This is a genomic window from Epilithonimonas mollis, from assembly GCF_900142325.1.
Taxonomy (GTDB): domain Bacteria; phylum Bacteroidota; class Bacteroidia; order Flavobacteriales; family Weeksellaceae; genus Epilithonimonas; species Epilithonimonas mollis.
In genome coordinates this window covers 83,333-102,374 of record NZ_FRAM01000001.1, presented here as the reverse complement: position 1 = coordinate 102,374, position 19,042 = coordinate 83,333, and the positions used below count along the sequence as shown (strand labels likewise).

Genomic DNA, 19,042 nt, shown 5'->3' with positions numbered 1-19,042 from the left:
CTTATCCGAAGGCATTGATGCCGGTAATGTCCATCCCGGTAATCAAAAGATGGATGTCATGCGTTCCTTCATAAGTAATCACAGACTCCAGGTTGGCAGCGTGACGCATCATCGGGAACTCGCCCATGATTCCCATTCCGCCCAGCATCTGTCGGGATTCTCTGGCGATATCGATGGCCATTTTCACATTGTTTCTTTTCGCCATAGAGATTTGTGCCGGCGTAGCTTTATGTACATTTTTAAGATTACCTAACTGCAGGCAAAGCAGTTGCGCTTTGGTGATCTCTGTCAAAAATTCTGCTAATTTCTTTTGCTGAAGCTGGAAAGAAGCAATCGGTTTCCCGAATTGTTTCCGCTCCTTGGTATATTGGACAGCGGTGCAATAGCAGTCCATCGCCGCACCAATTACGCCCCACGAAATACCATATCGTGCCGAGTTAAGACAAGACAACGGTCCTTTCAATCCTTCAACACCAGGGAGTAAATTCTCTTTCGGAACTTTCACATTATTGAAAACCAGTTCGCCGGTTTTGGAAGCTCTCAGGCTCCATTTGTTATGCGTAGTTGGCGTGGTAAAACCTTCCATGCCTCGTTCCAGGATCATGCCGCGCACTTTTCCGTCTTCGCCTTTTGCCCACACTACGGCAATATCTGCCACAGGGGCGTTGGTGATCCACATCTTGGCACCATTCAGAAGATAATGGTCGCCCTGATCCGTGAATCTGGATTCCATAGAAGAAGGGTCGGAGCCATGGTTAGGCTCTGTAAGGCCAAAACATCCGATCATATCGCCGGAAGCCAATTGGGGTAAATATTTTCTTTTCTGATCCTCAGAACCGTATTCAAAAATCGGGAACATCACCAGGGAAGACTGTACAGACGCCGCCGAACGAACCGCCGAATCGCCTCTTTCCAGTTCCTGCATGATCAATCCATAAGAAATCTGATCCAGTCCGGGACCGCCGTATTCTTCCGGAATGTACGGACCCAACGCGCCGATATTTCCCAATTCCTTCATCAATCCCGGAATATCGGTGTGATTTTGTGCCGCTTCATCGATCTGTGGCATTACAAAACTCTCCACCCAGCTTCTTACAGAATCGCGGATAAGCTTGTGTTCTTCGGTCAAAAGAGCGTCTATTGAATAATAATCTGGTATGCTTGTTAACGGGTAATATGACATTATTTTTGTTTTGCCTAAAAATAAAGCTTTTCCTGAATTGGCGAAAAATAATATTAACAAATAATTCATTTTGTGATTTTTTACTTTTTTTCTCAGGGAAAAGATAACCGTAAGCTGCTGCAATGCCCATCAATACTTATATTGCTTACAAGACTAAATTTTATACAGGGGGGTGCAGGAGGGGGTACCCCTGGTTCCGAACCACCCTTAGCCTGGTTATGAAATGGTCGCAACCGGTCTTGAAGTGCTTGCGACCAGTTGCATAAGTGGTCAAGACCATTTTACCAACCGCTTTTAGGTGGTCCTCAACCGCCCGATACCATTTAGGTGACCGCCTGCGACCAGTTACTGAAGTGGTCATAGGCGGTTCTGAAACGGTTGCGACTACTTGACCAACCAGCTTTTACCACTTCGTAAGGGGGGGTGGGTGGTTTTTGTGGGATGGTATTGGAATTAATGTTATTTTTATCAGTAGAAATCTCTGGATTAATAAAGATATCAGCACTATATGTCAGAAAATTATAAAATAAAACGTCTTTATAACTTAATCTTAAATAAAGAATTTGAGGATAGTGACTATTGGTATTGTACCGGTAAAACTTATGTGATAAATATTTTAAAAGATTTCGATGATAATGATATGATTGAATTAGAATCACAAATTTTAAGCTGGCAACTTGATAAAATTCAAATATTAAGTGAATGTTTGATATATGGTTTTACAAATGAAAGTACATTTAATAATCAAAGTAAAATTCTCACTTTTTTATTAGCTAATCTAGAAGATGAATCTGAGAAGTTAGATATTCTTGAAAACGCTTCCGATGTAATATTAAAAGGAGCGTATAAATCAATTGAACTTTTAGATTTGATTATAGAATGGTTTGAAAATAAAGGGTATGATAAAACTCCATATTATAATTTGCATTGTTTAAGGATTTATGAAGCTAAAAAAATCGCTATAAGAAATAACTTAATAAAACAGAAAATAAATGAGTTACGAAAGGAGATTCTTTCGTTGACTAAATCAATGCAAGCTTTTGATGAAATTGATGGAATTCAAGATGCTTCAATTAAGATATTGATGGATTTTGATGATGAAGATTTTGAGCAGTTAAAAATCGAATTGCTATTATGGAATGATAACGAATTGGAAATATTGGCAAAAGTCTTTTCAAGAGGCGATATAAATGGAAATTTAATAGATGATAATTATTTTTATGGCTTTTTATTTGTGATATTACCTACTCAAAAATCGGTATTATTGTTAGATGATATGTTTTACTTTTTTGAAAATCAAAAGATAGATTTTTGTTTGTTACAACAAATTAAAAATAAATTGAATGAACTTATAGCAAAGAGATATATAGAAAGGAGTACGTACGAATTTTGGTCTAAAGAAATATCTGTAAAAGAAAAAGACTGTATTTAATCTCCACGCTGGCGTAAGCATTTTACTTGTATCCCAAAAAAGACACCAGCAATCCAAAACAAAAAAAGCTCCAATCAATTGGAGCTCTACTTTTATTTCTTCTTCAAATCTTTATCAACCTGCTTTTCGGCATTCTCGGCTTTCTTTTCTTGGGCACGTTGATCTTCCCGCTGTTGTACCCGCGATTTTTTTTCAGCCCGTTTTTCTTCCCGGATGACTTTGTTGGATTTGGTATTATATAACGCTTCGATGATGCCCTGTCCGGTTTTGCTGAAGATCTTGATTTTCGGTTTTTCATGCGTTCCTGTTACCACAATCGGGAATCCGATCCAGCCGCCTGGCGGCAACCCGACTCTAACTCTAAAGTCGAGTAAACCATTAAAGCTAGTTGTTCCGCTGATCGTTGGCCGCAGAACAGAAACTTTGAAGGTAAACGGTTCTACATGAATCAGATTATTGTTGATGCTCGTCTTGATATCCACACCTTTCATATCAGGATTATCAAAGGCATTCGCACCAATATTATCGCCAACTGCAGAAAGCATTTTCAGGTTTTTGACTTCTACATCTTTTAAGTTGACATTCCCGCCGCCTTCCAGTGACGGATAGATAGGCTTCATATTGTTGTCAAAATCGCCTTTCAGCTTATAATCCAGAGAGACAATGCCTTTCACATTTTTCGCTGCCGTGGCCATTTCCCGGACCATATCTATTTCCTTATAAGCCCTCTGGACATTGAAGTTATCGACTTTCAATGCTACATCGTAGTTGGCTGTAACAGGCGATTCGTCCTGGTACCTGGCATCGATTTGCATCCGGCTGCCGATGATGTCGAAGGTTGTATTTTTCAGGTACACCTGCCCCGTGTTGACAGAGGCAGTGCTGGCCAGATTGTTTAACACCAGGCCTTTGAAGTTAACCTTTTTGGCATGGGCTTCCAGTGCGACATCCAGGTTTTTCGGGACGATGACTACGCCGCTGCTTTTAGGGTGTTCTTCTTTGGCATACTCCACGGCGAGGGATTTATCGCGGTTGTCGCCCTCTTTCAGAGCCATAAATTCATCCACCAAAATATAATTGGATCTCAGCACGAATTTCCCGTGAAGTGTTCCTTTTCTCTCGATGAAATAATTGATGGTATTCAGCAGGTAGCCATTAAGCGTATAATCGGATTTTCCGTAGTTGCCATAGAATTTCTGAAACCACATTTTCTCATTTTCGAACTTGAAGTTTCCTTCTTTGATATAAAATGATTTCGGAAGAAATTCGGTGGTGGCTTTGATATTTTTGAGGATCAGATTGCCCCTGTTGTCAAGCTTGGCATACTGGCCTGTTGTCGCATAACTCTGTCGGCCGTTCAGAGATAGGTCAGCCATGATCAGTCCGCTGATATCCATGCCTTCTTTCCTGAATACTTTGTAGATTCTGCCGACATTCAGAACACCTTTGGCGCGCACTTTATACAGCAGGTCTTCAAAATCCTGCAGATCGGCATTGACAAAGACAGGGTTGCCTTCAAAATCAAATTTGAAGGGGTCAAGCTTGACACCCAAACTTTTAAAAGTCCCGTCCGTATTATGGATCTTCGCCAGGATATTGATATCCAGGATAGGGTTGGGATAATATTTTGTTTTCAGCCAGCCGTTTTTCAGATTGAAATAGCCGTCCGTTTTCGGGAATAATTTTTTGTCCAGACTGAAGATACCGTTGGACTGGATATCCGTGTTCATCAGTCCTTTCAGTTCGATATCTTTTAGTCCCAGTGCAGCATCCAGCGTTGCGAGATCGACCGCACCTTTGATATTGGCATTGACTTTCATTTCGTTCTGACCCTGAGTTCTGACCTTTGCACGGAACTGGTTATTTTTTCCGAGATCGAAGCTGAGTGTTTTCAGATCGAGCAGAAGTTTCTCAGTATCCAGCGAAGGTAAATCAACACTAAGATCCATATTCAGATTATTCATTGGTACAGGTGCGCCGCTGTTGGAAACGAAACCGTTATTGACTTTCAGTTTTGCACTCAGGTTTGGCTTCAGATTTTTCGGTTCGCTGAAACGTCCTTTCAGGCTGAAGAACAGATCGCTGTTACCTTCGATCTTTGTGTCCTTGGCCCATTCCAGATATTGCGGCGGCAAAACCGAAATCATATCCCGGATAGTCGTTTTTTCAGATGCTGCGTTGATATTCAGATGGTAACCATCTTTCAGGATGCTCACAAACCCTGTGAATTTCAAAGGCAGCTCATTGATCCGCAACTCATTTTTTCTTAAGACAAATGTCAGGGCATTCGTATTGATTCTGGTGATCAGATCGGCGTGCAAAGTCTTTTGCTGTGCATACCAGATTCTGTTCAGTGCAAAATCCAGTTGGTCAATATCCAGGTCGGTTTCCAGATCGAAAATATCTTCGCTCAGGCCGCCTTTTCCGGTATAGTTCAGACCTTTTGCTTTCACCAGGATATTGGCAGCATGGTCATTATACTTGATATTCCAGTTTTTAAGCTTGATCAGATCCAGCTTTATGGATGCGCCGGCTTTGGTGGTATCTTTTGGTTTCTCAGAGGGTTTGGAAACATAGACATTATAGTTTGCTTCTCCTTTGGAGTTAACAAAAACATTGGCTGTGGCGTCATTTACATAGATCTCGTCAATTTTGATCTCTCTGTCAAAAATCAGATTTTTCAGATTGATCCCGGCTGCGACTTCCCGTGCCGCAAGGAGTGTATCCTGTTCAAATGGTCTGGAGCCTTTCAATACAAAATCGTCCACGGACACCGTGAGTGAAGGGAAGTGACGGAAAAATGTGAGGTGCGTCTTTTTGTAATTCAGTTCTCCCGCAAGATGTTTATTCGCAAAAATCTTCACCTGCTGAGAAATAGTTCCGGGAAACAAAATAGGAATAATAAACATGAGAAACAGGATAGAAGCGATCACAATTCCTGCCCATTTTAATATTTTCAATATCGTTGTTTTTACCTTTTCCATAGCTGTATCTGATTTGACGGAGTAATTCAAAGATTGTGCTAAAAGCGTTCTGGTAATAATTTTGCCTGTCGCTTTGGAACGATTAATTATCAAAAACATAATTGATCGTTGTGGATTTTAGACTGAAAAAAGGAGAGCAAAATGAGCTCTCCCTTTCAAAAAAGTGTTAATAAAATTACAGTCTGTTCTGTTCATCGGTTTTGTTTCCGGCTTTGGCATCTTTTACTTTCTGATTTCCAAAATTATATTTCAGATTGATCATAACATACTGCGTGTCTCTGTAGTCCTTGAAATACTGATTCTGGTCAGCATATCTTGTTGAGATCACATTTTTGTCGGTCCGGAAAATATCATTGAAGACCAATCCCGCTTCCAGGCGTTTGGTTAACATTTTTTTGTTGATGATAACGCTGGTCTTTTGAGAAGAGCTGATATCAAAGGAACCCTGGATCGTTTTGGAATTATAGACATATGATAAGTTCAGATCCCATGTTTTGGCTTTGTCCAGTGTGATCTGGGTTGATAAGTTGCTATTATAGAAAAAGACGTCATTTTTATAAAGGGTCTTGTCGGTCCCGAAGAAATAGTTTTCCTGATATTCGCCCATAGCAAAAAGGTTAACTTTCCAGGATGGATTTATGGAGAAACTTTTTGAAACGTTAGCTCCAATATTTTTTCCATGGTCGATATTGGTGTAGTTGTAAACCGTTTCAAAAGTCTGTGGATTCTGAACGGATATTTCCATAGAAGGATCTTTGATATAGCTGAAGTAGGTTTCAAAATTCCAGTCTTTGACAGTGTAGGTAAGACTCAGGTTATGGATAATGGTCGATTTCAGATAGGCATCGCCCTGGAAATAAGAATATAGATTGTAATAGGATTTGGAAGGGTTCAGGAAATCATAATTCGGACGGTCAATTCTCTTTCCGTAGGAGAATCCAAGTTGCTGGTCATCTTTCAGGTTATACATCAGGTAAAAAGTAGGGAACAGGCCTGTTTTGGTCGTCTTGTTTTCCACCGTCGGATTATCGGAATCGGTTTTGATTAAAGTGGTTTCGGATCTCAGGCCGGCTTTCATTTCCCATTTGTTCCATTTATATTCGGAGGATATGTAGGCTGCGAAGATATTCTCTTTATAATTGAATAAATTGCTTTTGCTTACATCGGCTATAAGGCTTCCGCTGGTTCCGTCAAAGAAGTCAAGATCATTCCGGTTTTTCACGAAGCTGTATTTCAGGCCGCTTTCCACGGTCAGCTTGTCATCCGAGTAACGGTAATCCAGCTGTGTGGCAATGAGCGAAATATCCTGAATGCTTTTGTTGGCAAACCGGTTTCTGCTCTCAGGCTGACCTTCAAAATTGAGAAGGGTTTCCACTTCCTGGTTATCCTTGAATCTCTTCAGGCTGGAGTTATTGGTCCAGGTCAGATTATGGTTCCCGGATTTTTTATCATAAACCAGATAAGCATTGAAGCTGTTGTCATACAGTCTTCTTTGGTTGGAGGTGTGGTAATAAGACTGCAGCAGGCCGTTATCTGTATTGAAAATGCTGGTCGGGATGCGATAATGACCGTTATTGTTTGGTGCATTATAGCCATCAAACCCAAACTGTACTGTCGATAAGCTGTCCACGGCATATTGTGCAGAAAAATTGTAAACATGCTGCTCATGGGCATGCGTTTTCCGCACCATATCGCTTTCCCACCGTGTTTTGTCTTTATCAAAGGTGACGACGTCGAAGTTGTACCGCACATAATCCCCGGTTACGAAATTATAGTTGCCCGTCAGCTGCCATTGGTCTGTGTTGTAGGACTGTGATGTCCCGATCAGGCCTTTGGCATAGGTGGCCTGGGTATATCTTGTCGAGATCCTGCCTTTGTAGCCGGACAGTACGTTCTGCTTCATTTTTATATTGATAATAGCGCTTCCCTGTGCTTCATATTTTGCCGGCGGATTGGTGATGACCTCCACGGAAGAGACATTGTTTCCGTCGGTATTCTCAAGAAGCTGCTTCAGTTGCTCCTGTGTCATGAGTGTTTTTTTATCATTGATGGTCACAATGATCTGTGAGTTGCCGCGGACGCTCAGTTCTTCATTTTTAACCAGAATGTTGGGCGTACTTTTCAGGATGTCCCAGGCATTCAGATTCTGGAGCGGTGTTTTGTCGATATTGAATTCCAGACGGTCAATTTTCCTTTTTAGCAAAGGTTTGTTCGCTTTTAGACGTACGGTTTCTATGGATTTTACGGTGTCTCTTTTCAGGATGATATTCAGCGGCTCGTTATTTTCCAGAATGATCTCATAATCCTTGTAATCTTGTTTTTTGATGACAATTGATACGGGGAATTTTGCAACATCATCAAGGCTGAAGTTACCTTCTTTATCAGAATAGAACAGGGTTGTATTGTTATTAATTTCAATACTGGATTCGGATAGAGGTTCCTGCTTTTCATTCTCGATGTGTCCGTTGATCGTCTGGCTCCAGATAAAAACCGGAAGCAGAAATGCGATTGCAATGTAAAATTTCATTTCAATAATTTTGACAAAGTTGGGACGGAACACTGGATAGTTTTGTTAATGAACGGTTAATGGAAGGTTAATGTCTGTTTTGAAAGAAAATTGATTGTATTTTTGAAACAATAAATAAAGGCTTCGATTCCGTTCAGGGTGACAATATCATACTGAGCAGAGTCAAGGGTTTTTAAGCAAACTGGAACTTTACATCTGTAAAATCTGTATGAATCGGAAGAGAAAGACCACGATTATTTTGTTCACCTTCAGCCTCATTGTGTTGCTTGTTCTGCAGGGCTATTACATTTATAATTCTTACCGCCTGGAGGAAAAAGAGCTGATCAGGCAGGCCAGAACCATTGCAGACAAAACGCTTGAGACAATGGAGAAGTATGAAAATGATACGAGCGAGGAAAAGCTTGTAGGCGATTTCGAAAGACTGAAAAAAGGAATAACCATTCAGAAAGAAAAAATAATACATCCCGAACTTCTGTATTCATCGGAACCTTATTATAACAAAAAACTGGAAAGGATTCTCAAAGAAAATATAGGGGAATCGGGTTTTGAGATAGCGATGAAAAGCGAGATCTATTCGATAGTGGATGAAGTTCAGAAAAAAGAGCTTTTGCCGGTCAATCGTTCTCTGGTTTTGTACCAGAGTGTAAGACAGATGACCAAGCCCTTGGTTATCAACGAGGGCAAATGGTCCAGCCGGCAATCCAGGGAAAACACAGATCTGAAGATGAATGAGAAGGACTATTACCTAGTAAAGTCAAAATCGACTTTTCAGCTGCTGAATATTCAGCTGCTGGTAGTGAAGAAAATGATACCGCTGGTTATAATCAGCTTGCTCATCGTTATTCTGATTGTCATTCTGTTCCGGAACAGCATCCGAAATCTGAACCGTCAGGAAAAGAAAATCTCACAGCTCCACACGACTATCGATTCTATCGCACACGAACTGAATACGCCGATCACAACTTTGAAATTCTCCATTGCCCGGTCGTCCGATACAGAGTCTAAAGCTTTGCTGGACCGCCAGATAAGGCGTCTGGAAAATATTGTGTCATCCATCCATGCCCATCATGATGCCGGGATTTTGGTGACTAAAAATGATGTGGAAAGCTACTGTGCCGATATTAAGAGGTCTTTTGATAAAATCGGTTTTAAGATCAGTATCCGTTTTGATGCCAACAAGGTTTTGTACCTGAATGATTTTAGGCAGATCATGGACAACCTGATCGACAACGCTTCAAAATATGGTGCGGGTGAAATTGGTTTGCTGATAAGCGTGAAGGGATCTGTCGTCATAGAAGTCTCTGATGATGGCATGGGTATCCCGATAATGGAAAAGAAAAATATTTTTGAGAAGTATTACCGCATCACGAGAGAAAACAATCTCCATATCAATGGATTAGGGGTCGGTCTTTTTCTGGTGAAGAAAATAGTTGACAAATACAAAGGCGATATCGAAGTGATTACAAAAAGTAAGGGGGTTTCATTTAAAATAACGATTCCGGATGAAGCCTAGGATTCTGCTGGTGGAAGATGATCGGGATCTGGGGATGGTTCTGAAACAATATCTGGAATTTGCTGATTTTGAGGTTGGTTGGTTCTCAGATCCCCAGGATATCCTTACCGATAAGACTATAATAGACCGTTACCAGCTGGCGATTCTGGATGTCATGCTGCCGGTGATGGATGGTTTCGAGCTGTCCAGGGTGATCAGGAAAACATCTGGTATCCCGTTTTTATTTCTGACGGCAAAAGGTCAGAGCATCGACCGTATTCTGGGGCTGAAACTGGGTGCGGATGATTACATCACAAAACCCTGCGAACCGGAAGAATTGATACTGCGGATCAAAAATATTCTCAGGAGGCACCAGGCCGCTGTGGATACTGTGATTAAGATGGGGCTTTATTGTTTCATACCTTCACAGTTTCAGTTGCTCTTTCAGAATGAGACGATCCAGCTGACTGAGAAAGAGGCGGAGCTGTTGCTTCTGCTTTCCAGGAATAACCGGAAGATTGTCAGCAGGAAAGACATTCTGGAATCGCTTTGGGGCGGGAACGATTATTTCTTTGGCAGGAGTCTGGATGTTTTTATGACCAGGCTGAGAAAGTATTTTCATAATGACGAAAGAATACGCTTTGATGCCATCCGCGGAATCGGATTCAGGGTGGAGTATCCCGATTGATATATGATCATAAGGGACATTATCACACCCGCTTTACCCGGGCATTCTGATTGCCGTTTTCGGAACCATTCTTATTCTGCTACTGCTTTTAACAAAAGGCATTCCGGAGCCGGAACGGACTGGCACACATTATAGCCAGACTGGAGATTCCTGTTCCCATTCTCTCCGCAATTTTTATCCTGAAAAAAACGCTGGACCCAGTCCGGTGGACCGGCGTTGTGGTTATGTTAATGGCTTTGGTAACAATTAACCCGAAAAGCCGTGGATTCTTAGCAGTTTATCATTATTGATGAAAGATTTGACTGCGTTAGTTTTTGAAATAATGATGACAGGAAAAATAGATTTCAAATTAATTATAATAATGTATTACAATTGTATTAAGAATAAGTTTTTATTAATAGTTGAATAAATATTTTAAAAAAGGATTGTATTTAATTTAAAATAATTAAATTGCGCCCCCTTGTTGATATGGGGGCTTTATAAACAATAATAATGATCAGAAAAGGCCAGATAGTTGAAATACCTGCAAGTGCTGCTGTTTACAGCAGAGAATTGCCTGTTTTTCACTCGAAGAGGGATGAACTCATCTGGAAATCAGGGAAAAAGCAGTATTCGCTGTTTGATGGCTTTTTGGTTGGCGAACATCAGGGACTGGAAAATTTCAGGCTGGGGCAGAGAAAAGGCATCAGTGTCGGCGGAAAAAAAGAGCCTCTGTACGTCATTGGTATGGATGAAAAGGAAAACAGGCTTTTTGTTGGTGCAGGTGAGGCACATCCAGGGCTTTGGGAAGAGGCTGTCAGCCTCGGAGATGCTGAATGGCATACTGGGCTGAGTTTCTCCGGAGAGAAACTGGAGAAAGGTGTGGATGTGGAGATAGTGACGCAGTCTGGGGGGCATAACATTCCGGCTAAGCTTTATGGATTTGAGGGAAGCTTTTTTCTGGAATTTAAGAATAAGATGCCGCTAACTGCTGTGGGCGCTACATTCGGCCTTATGTATCAGGATAAAATGATTATGAACATTACAAAAAATTAAATATTTTCGAAATGAAGTTAAAAATTTCTTTTTTAGCAGGTATGATTTCGTTTATGGGTTTTGCACAGTCGGCACCGGCTTATTATTCGGGTGTCAATTTCAGCAAAACTAAGAACGAACTGAAGAGTGAGCTTGCTACGTTGATTACAACAACACACACCAAAGTGATTTCTTACAGCGAGTTGCAAACGCTGATGAAGAGCAGTGATGTGGATCCTCAGAACCCGTCAAATCTGTTGCTGATTTACGGATCACAGAGTTCCGGGACACACCAGAGAAGCAGGCCGATAGGCGGCTCTTGGAACCGTGAGCACGTGTATGCAAAGTCAAAAGGAACACCCAACCTGGGAACTTCTGGCCCCGGTGCGGATGGTCACCACCTTCGTCCTGCAGACAATACTCTGAACAGCACAAGGGGAAGTCTCCTGTTTGATGACGGAACGGGTGCTACAGCTTACAAGACAAGCCGAGGCGGATGGTTTCCGGGTGAGGAATGGCGGGGAGATGTGGCCAGGATCCTGATGTACATGTATGTCAGATACAACACAAGATGTCTTCCTCTGAACATCACCATGAATCCGGCAACTTATTCTTCTGATTTCCCGGATATCCTTTTGAAGTGGAATGTGGAAGATCCTGTTTCTGACTTCGAAAGACAAAGAAACAATGTGGTAGCTAACACACAAAAGAACAGAAACCCATTTATTGATAATCCATATTTGGCGACTGTAATTTGGGGAGGACCTGCTGCGCAAAATACTTGGCCAGATACTTTCAATGGAGGAACAACTGTCGATACAGAAGCGCCAACTGTGCCAACAAACGTAACCGTTTCTGGAAAAACTTCTTCAAGCATTGCTTTATCTTGGACAGCGTCAATGGATAATGTTGGTGTAAACAGCTATGATATCTATATGAACAATACCTATAAGATGTCTGTTTCTACAAATAGTGGAACTGTTACAGGTTTAGCGCCTGCTACAACATATTCTTTCTATGTAGTGGCTAAAGATTATGCAGGAAACAAATCTGCGAATAGTACATCTGTAGAGGGTACAACAGAAAGCGGAACGACTCCGGGAACTGGAACATCTTGTGGAACAGAAGATTTTGAAAATGTTGGAGCAAGCGGTTCTTCTTATACAAATTTTGAATGGTCTAATCAAAATATTCTTTGGAATGTAACCAAAGGTAGAGCTGATAAGGCGGTTTACATTGGTGGAGATACTAATAAAGCAATTTGTATCAGACAAGGTTCATTGAAATCTTCTACAATTGCAGGAGGTATCGGTTCATTAACGGTTAAAACATATTTACCTTTCAGTGATTCTGCAGGTAACTTGACTTTAAAAGTGAATGGTGTTGCGAAAGGACAAATTCCTTATTCTAAAACAGCGGGAACATTCACGGTTTCTAATATTGATGTAGAAGGAGACGTGGTGATAGAGTTGGTAGAAGAAAACGATAAGAGAGTTTCTATTGACGACCTTTCGTGGACTTGCTACACTAAATTAGCTGTTGTAGAATCTGGAGCTAAAAGTCAAAAATTGACTGTCTATCCTAATCCAGTTAGAAACAGCGAATTATTCATCAGCGGAATTTCTAAGAACGAAACAGTTCAGATTTACAGCGCTAACGGTCAATTGGTTCAAACAATCAATAACGTTAACAACAACGAGAAGATTAACTTGAAAAAATTGTCTAAAGGTGTTTATTTTGTGAAAACAAAATCTAGCAGCACGAAAGTGATTGTTGATTAATCAGTTTCAGATAATAACAATAAAGGTCAGGGGTTTTCTTCTGGCCTTTTTGTTTTTTAATCTGGAATGCCAGAAGCTGGGTACGGGCGACCTGTTAATAGCAGAGAAGATTAAAGATAAACAATAGTGCAGTAGGTACGACCTTAAAATAGGTCATATCTGATATTCTGTTGTCAAATCATTGTGGAGTGCCAGAAGCTGGGTACGGGCGACCTGTTAATAGCAAAGAAGATTAATGATAAACAAAAATGCCGTAGGTACGACCTTAAAATAGGTCATATCTGATCTTCTGTTGTAAAATCATTGTGGAGTGTCAGAAGCTCGGTACGGGCGACCTGTTAATAGCAAAGAAGATTAATAATCAAAATGCCCTAGTTAAAATAGGTCATATCTGAACTTCTGTTGTCAAATCATTGTGGAGTGCCAGAAGCTCGGTACGGGCGAACTGTTAATAGCAAAGAAGATTAAAGATAAACAAAAGTGCCGTAGGTACGACCTTAAAATAGGTCATATCTGAACTTCTGTTGTCAAATCATTGTGGAGTGCCAGAAGCTCGGTACGAGCGACCAGTTAATAGCAAAGAAGATTAAAGATAAACAAAAGTGCCGTAGGTACGAGCTTAAAATAGGTCATATCTGATATTCTGCTGTCAAATATCATTGGATATTTGAAACTAATGCTTTACTTTTGTAGGGTTGAAAGCATCTGTTTTTATATTCATCATCTTCATGATAGCGTTGCGCCCGGTAATGCCACTGATAGATTATGCCGTGAATTACAATTATATCACCAAAAATCTTTGCGAAAACAGGGCAAAAAAGGAAATGGATTGTAAAGGCAAATGTTACTTGGCCAAAGAACTTTCCAAATCCTCACAAAACTCTGCAAAACAAGACCAGTTGAAGCTTTCCGTATTCTCAGAATTGTTTACTGTTGGAGATGTTTTTATTGTTTTAAATAATATTAATTTTAATCTGAAAAATCTAAAACAGGATTCTTTTCTATCTCAGTTCTATACATTCTCATTAACCTCCAGAATATTCCGTCCGCCGCTGGTTTAAAAAAATAGTCTTTAATTGAGCAAAGCTCCCACCGTGCCTTAAAACATTTAGTAAAGAATAACATTGTGCGCTTTGTGTTTGATTAAGAAAATGACCAGAATTAACTGAGTGGTTACTATTTGCGCCTTTGCAACAGTTAATAGCTAGAAAATCTTTGCGCCTTTGCGTTAAAATTTATTATTAATTCAACTTTAAAAAAAAATGAAATCCAATATATTAATGATACTGCTTTCGGTATCTGCATTGTCTTGTGCACAGGAAACTCCCCAGGTAAAGCAGGTTTCCAAAATGAAACCCAAGACCGGCCTCAAAGGTATAAAAGTGGTAAATACAGACGATCCGGTATGCCACATGAGCACAGCACAGTACCTTAAGGATACAGCGGTGTATAAAGGGAAAACCTATGGCTTCTGCAGCGACCTCTGCAAAAAAGAGTTCAGAAAGAATCCTGTCAAATATGCGCTGAAATAGATGAAGAAGAAAAAGCAGCCTTTCAGCAAAAGCAGGCTGATCCTGCCTCTGATTATTTTTGCGGTACTGTTTTTGGTGATAGGAATTGGGATGGGCTACTTCAAAAAAAGCCTTTACACGGTAATGAAAGTCCCGGATTTTGAGCTGACAGACCAGAATTCCAAAACGATTACCAATAAGGATATGCTGGGAAAAGTTTATCTCGTGGAGTTCTTTTACAGCCGCTGTCCTACAATTTGCCCTGTGATGAATTCGAATATGAAATACATCGATGAGCAGATCAGTGATCCGGATTTCGGGATTATCTCCATCAGCATAGACCCGGCCAATGATACGCCACAGGTGCTGAAGAACCATGCCCGGATGATCGGTGCCACCTCACCGGATTGGCATTTTCTGTCGGGCGACAGGGATTATATTGGTAATCTTGCGGACAGGTTCGATATCTATGTGGGGGATAAGGAAGATGATTCGGAGAGTCTCAACCACAGCGGGATGATTGCTTTGGTAGATAAGGAAGGAAACCTGCGTTGCCGATTTGATGAGAACAATAGGCCGGTTCTTTATTATTCTGGACTGAATTACGAAGATGAAGCGGGAACCAAAGCCAATCTGAGAGGAAAGTACCATCCGGACAGGGAAAAATTGATAGAAGATATCAGGAAATTATTAAAATAATAAATGTCTAATTATTAAAAAAGTTATTATGAAAATCAAGAAAATATTTCTGGCAGGTGCTATATCTGCAGCGACTTTTGCAGCAGCACAGTTCAGGCAGACGCCGCTTCCTTATGCTTACAATGCTTTGGAAGGTTCTGTAGATGCGCAGACAATGGAGATCCATTATACCAAACACGCTGCAGCTTATGTGGCTAATTTGAACAAAGCTATTGCAGGGACACCATTGGAAAAAGAAAGCCTGGAAAAGATTCTTTCCCACATTTCCAAAGAAAGTCCGGCTGTCAGAAACAATGCCGGTGGACATTATAACCACGAGTTGTTCTGGACGGTGTTGACGCCAGAGAAGAACACGCAGCCTTCTCCCGGATTAGCAAAGGCGATCAACGATTCTTTCGGGAGTCTGGATGCTTTGAAGGAGAAACTCAGCAAAGCCGGTGCCGACCGTTTCGGTTCGGGTTGGGCCTGGCTGGTCGTGACGGCAGACAAAAAACTGGCGGTCACTTCTACCGCTAATCAGGACAATCCTCTGATGGATATTGCTGAGGTGAAAGGGACGCCGATCTTTGGAATTGATGTTTGGGAGCACGCTTATTATCTTAAATATCAGAACAAAAGAGCGGATTATCTGGCTGCACTTTGGAATGTGACCAACTGGAAAGAGATCAGCAGAAGATACGGGGAAACTATCAAATAACAACCTCAATACATCAGAAAAGCACAGCTTGTCTGTGCTTTTTAAACCCTCAAAACAGATTCTTGAAATTAATCATTAACCTTTTACTCGTCTTTTATTTGGTGCTCAGACCTGTGATGCCATTGGTAGAGTATGTGGTTAACTATGATTATATTTCGGATGTTTTGTGTATCAACAAGAAAAAACCGGAGCTGCATTGCAACGGCAAATGTTACCTTGGAAAAGAGCTCGCTAAAAGCAGCTCGGAAGATTCCAAATCCAAAAATCCGGCACAGAAGATTATCGACTGTTACATTCCCGTTGAGATCTCTGTCGTCAAAACAGTGGGGCAAAGACTCTTGTCCGGCCTTACTTTCACACACACCACAGATTATTCCTATCTGTATCTCAAACACATTTTCAGACCTCCTATTGTCTAGATAATACTGGTAATTAGGGCGATTCCCTCTCCGACGCTGAAGCAGTAACTCGGCCCGGGCTGTGGAATTTATCCTGAGCTTGTCGAGGGGCTCGTATCTTTTTGTCTTATGATGATTAGACTTCATCACGAACGTTTCAGTCAGGACAAAAAGGATAACCGTTACCATCCTTATCGCAGCGGAGCACAAAACTCATATTTCAGCAAAAAATAACAGTTTTTATCAATTTTGGCGAAGTCAGACTTTGCGCCTTAAAAACAAAGAATTGCTCAAAAAACTTTTGTGCCTTTGCGTTAACAAAATTTATAAACACAAAGACTAGCTCAAAACAAAATATTGACGAAGTTAAACGTTGCGCCTTAGAAATGAAGAATTGCTCAAAATACTTTGTGACTTTGTGTTTCAGAAACTTTAAAATTATCAAACATAATATCTGAACAAATGAAAATTTATAAACTTTTATCATTATTATTCATCACAATACTAACTCTTTCATCGTGCAGTAACAACGATGATGACGATATCCAGGATACTACACCGGGAAATCTCCAGGTCAAGTTCGAGAACGGTTTCGGAAACCTGGGCGATATCGTTTTGGATCAGACCACCCAGACCTCAGCAAACGGGCAGAAACATCAGTTTTCTACACTGAAATACATCGTCAGTAATATTGCATTGATTGATGAGAACGGAACTGAATTCAAGTATAATTACAACAATCCGGACAAAGGTGCTTTCATCATCAGCCAGTCAGAGGCCAAAGGGGGCATCGTGTATATCAACCTTACTGAGATTCCGAAAGGGAACTACAGGAAGATCAAATTAGGCTTAGGCATCAGTCCCACGGCTTACCTCATTGGTCAGGATGGACAAGGCCTGTTCTGGGAAAAAGCCAAACAGCAGGGCATGGCCTGGTCATGGGCTGCCGGGTACATCTTCACCAAGCTGGAAGGCAAATACGGGACTTCAGCACCGGACACGGAGTTTATGAACCATTGTGGCAATATGGGCGATACAACAGCGAACGGCACGCCGGATTTGTACAGGGAAGTCGTTTTGGATTTGCCCACTATGGCTAGAGTCAGTAAGGATATTACACCTTCTGTCCACATCCTGGCAGATTTCAACCAGTACCTGAGCGGGAAAAAAGCCCTGACTTTGGATGCCAATAACAACATGGCGATGGGCAGCAGCCAGCATCTGGTGGATGTCAGCAGCAACCTTATCAATATGTTCAGAGTAGACCATGTTCATAATGATTAGTTTGATTAAACATTTCCAAAGAGAGCGATTGCGTTCTCTTTGGATTTTCTTCATTGCACTTTCTGGGATATTGATCTCTTGTTCCAACGAATATGAAGGAGAGGTTTTCGAAGAAGACAAAGCGTACAATCTGGAAGTTCCTGCTAATTTTCCTGCGTTGGCATTTGATAGAGATAAAAATCCCGTAACTGTGAATGGAGTAGCATTGGGCAAAAAACTGTTTTACGAAGGCAGGTTATCCCGCAACAATACCATTTCCTGCGGATTCTGCCATATCCAGGAGTATGCGTTCACACACCACGGGCACCCGGTGAGCCATGGGATTGATGACAAGTTGGGCATCCGCAATGCACCGCCGATCCAGAATATGGCATTCCTCAGAAACTACACCTGGGATGGTGTGAGCCACAATCTCGATGAGCGCTCTTTGGTTCCCATCACCACAGATTTCGAGATGGACAGTTCTTTGCCCGAAGTCGTTTCAAAACTTAGTAAAGATGCGAATTATAAAAAGTTATTCAAAGCGGCTTATGGCGATGATAACATTACAGGAGAGAGAATATTAAAAGCTTTATCTCAGTTTATGGTCACAATGATTTCATCTGATTCCAAATATGATAAGATGAAAAAAGGAAAAGCCTCTTTCACCAATGAAGAATCTCAAGGAATGGCATTATTTCAAACCAGGTGTGCCAGCTGTCATTCAGGAGAGTTATTTACCGATGAAAGTTACCGGAATACCGGGATGTATTACAATGCCTCGTATGACGACAGGGGAAGGTATCGCGTGACATTGGACTGGAAGGATAATATGAAATTCCGTGTACCAAGTCTCCGGAATGTAGAATATACCGCCCCGTATATGCACGACGGGCGCTTTTCTTCCCTGGAGGCGGTGCTCGGTTTCTATTCGGATAATGTAGAGGATCAGGCCAATCTGGATCCGCTGCTGAAACAGAACGGACACATCGGTATCCCGATGAGCGCTTTGGAAAAACAGTACATCATCGCTTTCCTGAAAACCCTCAGTGATCCTCAGTTTATTACCAACAAACAGTTTGCGGAATAATTATAAAACCACTTAAATAATGATTAATCACAAATCGCAGATTCTACGAAGTCAAAAGATACAAAAGGAAATAAATAATAAGTTTTCATAACACAGACCCATCTGAGCGAAGCACCTTTGTGAGCCTTAATAAGTATAATAAAAAAATCCTTGTGCGCTTTGTGTTCAAATAAAACAATTCATCTCGCAGATTTAGCAGATCAGACGGATTTAATGATCTGCAAGATCCAAACGATCTGCGGGAAATAAGATCGACCTTATCCAATTAAGCGCCTTTGTGCTT

Annotated in this window: 15 protein-coding genes; 12 read left to right on the top strand and 3 right to left on the bottom strand. The window is 41.1% G+C overall.

Annotated features, from left to right (window positions below):
* Position 1: 1 nt before the first annotated feature.
* Complete coding sequence (locus BUA97_RS00455; RefSeq protein ID WP_072997159.1) at positions 2 to 1,183, bottom strand: acyl-CoA dehydrogenase family protein; 1,182 nt, start codon at positions 1,181 to 1,183, stop codon at positions 2 to 4.
* 508 nt (positions 1,184 to 1,691) lie between these two features.
* Between BUA97_RS00455 and BUA97_RS00450 the strand changes: the two genes are divergently transcribed.
* Positions 1,692 to 2,615: a hypothetical protein gene (locus BUA97_RS00450; protein WP_072995750.1), complete on the top strand. Its 924-nt coding sequence runs from the start codon at positions 1,692 to 1,694 to the stop codon at positions 2,613 to 2,615.
* 92 nt (positions 2,616 to 2,707) lie between these two features.
* Here the strand turns inward: BUA97_RS00450 and BUA97_RS00445 are convergent, their stop codons facing one another.
* Both BUA97_RS00445 and BUA97_RS00440 read right to left on the bottom strand, forming a co-directional pair.
* A complete protein-coding gene (locus BUA97_RS00445) occupies positions 2,708 to 5,698 on the bottom strand; it encodes an AsmA-like C-terminal region-containing protein (protein WP_245795772.1) in 2,991 nt (996 codons plus the stop codon).
* Positions 5,699 to 5,774: 76 nt separating this feature from the next.
* Entirely contained in the window at positions 5,775 to 8,126 is a 2,352-nt protein-coding gene (locus BUA97_RS00440) for an outer membrane beta-barrel family protein (protein ID WP_072995748.1), read from the bottom strand.
* 208 nt (positions 8,127 to 8,334) lie between these two features.
* Here BUA97_RS00440 and BUA97_RS00435 point away from each other — a divergent pair, with 208 nt between their 5' ends.
* The 11 genes from BUA97_RS00435 (at position 8,335) to BUA97_RS00380 (ending at position 18,759) form a co-directional block, all read left to right on the top strand.
* Entirely contained in the window at positions 8,335 to 9,639 is a 1,305-nt protein-coding gene (locus BUA97_RS00435) for a sensor histidine kinase (RefSeq protein WP_072995746.1), read from the top strand.
* Positions 9,629 to 10,306 carry a response regulator transcription factor gene (locus BUA97_RS00430; protein WP_072995744.1) on the top strand — a complete coding sequence of 226 codons (678 nt, stop codon included), beginning with the start codon at positions 9,629 to 9,631 and terminating at the stop codon, positions 10,304 to 10,306. Before BUA97_RS00435 ends, BUA97_RS00430 begins: the two co-directional genes overlap by 11 nt.
* A 492-nt stretch (positions 10,307 to 10,798) precedes the next feature.
* Positions 10,799 to 11,341 carry a tRNA methyl transferase PRC-barrel domain-containing protein gene (locus BUA97_RS00425; RefSeq protein ID WP_072995742.1) on the top strand — a complete coding sequence of 181 codons (543 nt, stop codon included), beginning with the start codon at positions 10,799 to 10,801 and terminating at the stop codon, positions 11,339 to 11,341.
* A gap of 11 nt (positions 11,342 to 11,352) precedes the next feature.
* Positions 11,353 to 13,101: an endonuclease gene (locus BUA97_RS00420; protein WP_072995740.1), complete on the top strand. Its 1,749-nt coding sequence runs from the start codon at positions 11,353 to 11,355 to the stop codon at positions 13,099 to 13,101.
* Positions 13,102 to 13,796: 695 nt separating this feature from the next.
* Complete coding sequence (locus BUA97_RS00415; protein WP_072995737.1) at positions 13,797 to 14,162, top strand: hypothetical protein; 366 nt, start codon at positions 13,797 to 13,799, stop codon at positions 14,160 to 14,162.
* A gap of 201 nt (positions 14,163 to 14,363) precedes the next feature.
* Complete coding sequence (locus BUA97_RS00410) at positions 14,364 to 14,633, top strand: YHS domain-containing protein (protein ID WP_072995734.1); 270 nt, start codon at positions 14,364 to 14,366, stop codon at positions 14,631 to 14,633.
* Positions 14,634 to 15,311 carry an SCO family protein gene (locus BUA97_RS00405; RefSeq protein ID WP_072995732.1) on the top strand — a complete coding sequence of 226 codons (678 nt, stop codon included), beginning with the start codon at positions 14,634 to 14,636 and terminating at the stop codon, positions 15,309 to 15,311. It begins immediately after the preceding gene.
* Between the two features lie 28 nt (positions 15,312 to 15,339).
* A complete protein-coding gene (locus BUA97_RS00400) occupies positions 15,340 to 16,008 on the top strand; it encodes a superoxide dismutase (RefSeq protein WP_072995730.1) in 669 nt (222 codons plus the stop codon).
* Positions 16,009 to 16,070: 62 nt separating this feature from the next.
* Entirely contained in the window at positions 16,071 to 16,427 is a 357-nt protein-coding gene (locus BUA97_RS00395) for a hypothetical protein (RefSeq protein WP_072995728.1), read from the top strand.
* A 441-nt stretch (positions 16,428 to 16,868) separates the two neighbouring features.
* Positions 16,869 to 17,690, top strand: a complete 822-nt coding sequence (locus BUA97_RS00385) for an MbnP family protein (RefSeq protein WP_072995725.1) — start codon at positions 16,869 to 16,871, stop codon at positions 17,688 to 17,690.
* Complete coding sequence (locus tag BUA97_RS00380) at positions 17,683 to 18,759, top strand: cytochrome-c peroxidase (RefSeq protein WP_394332920.1); 1,077 nt, start codon at positions 17,683 to 17,685, stop codon at positions 18,757 to 18,759. The genes BUA97_RS00385 and BUA97_RS00380 overlap by 8 nt, the downstream gene beginning before the upstream one ends.
* The last annotated feature ends 283 nt before the right edge of the window (positions 18,760 to 19,042 follow it).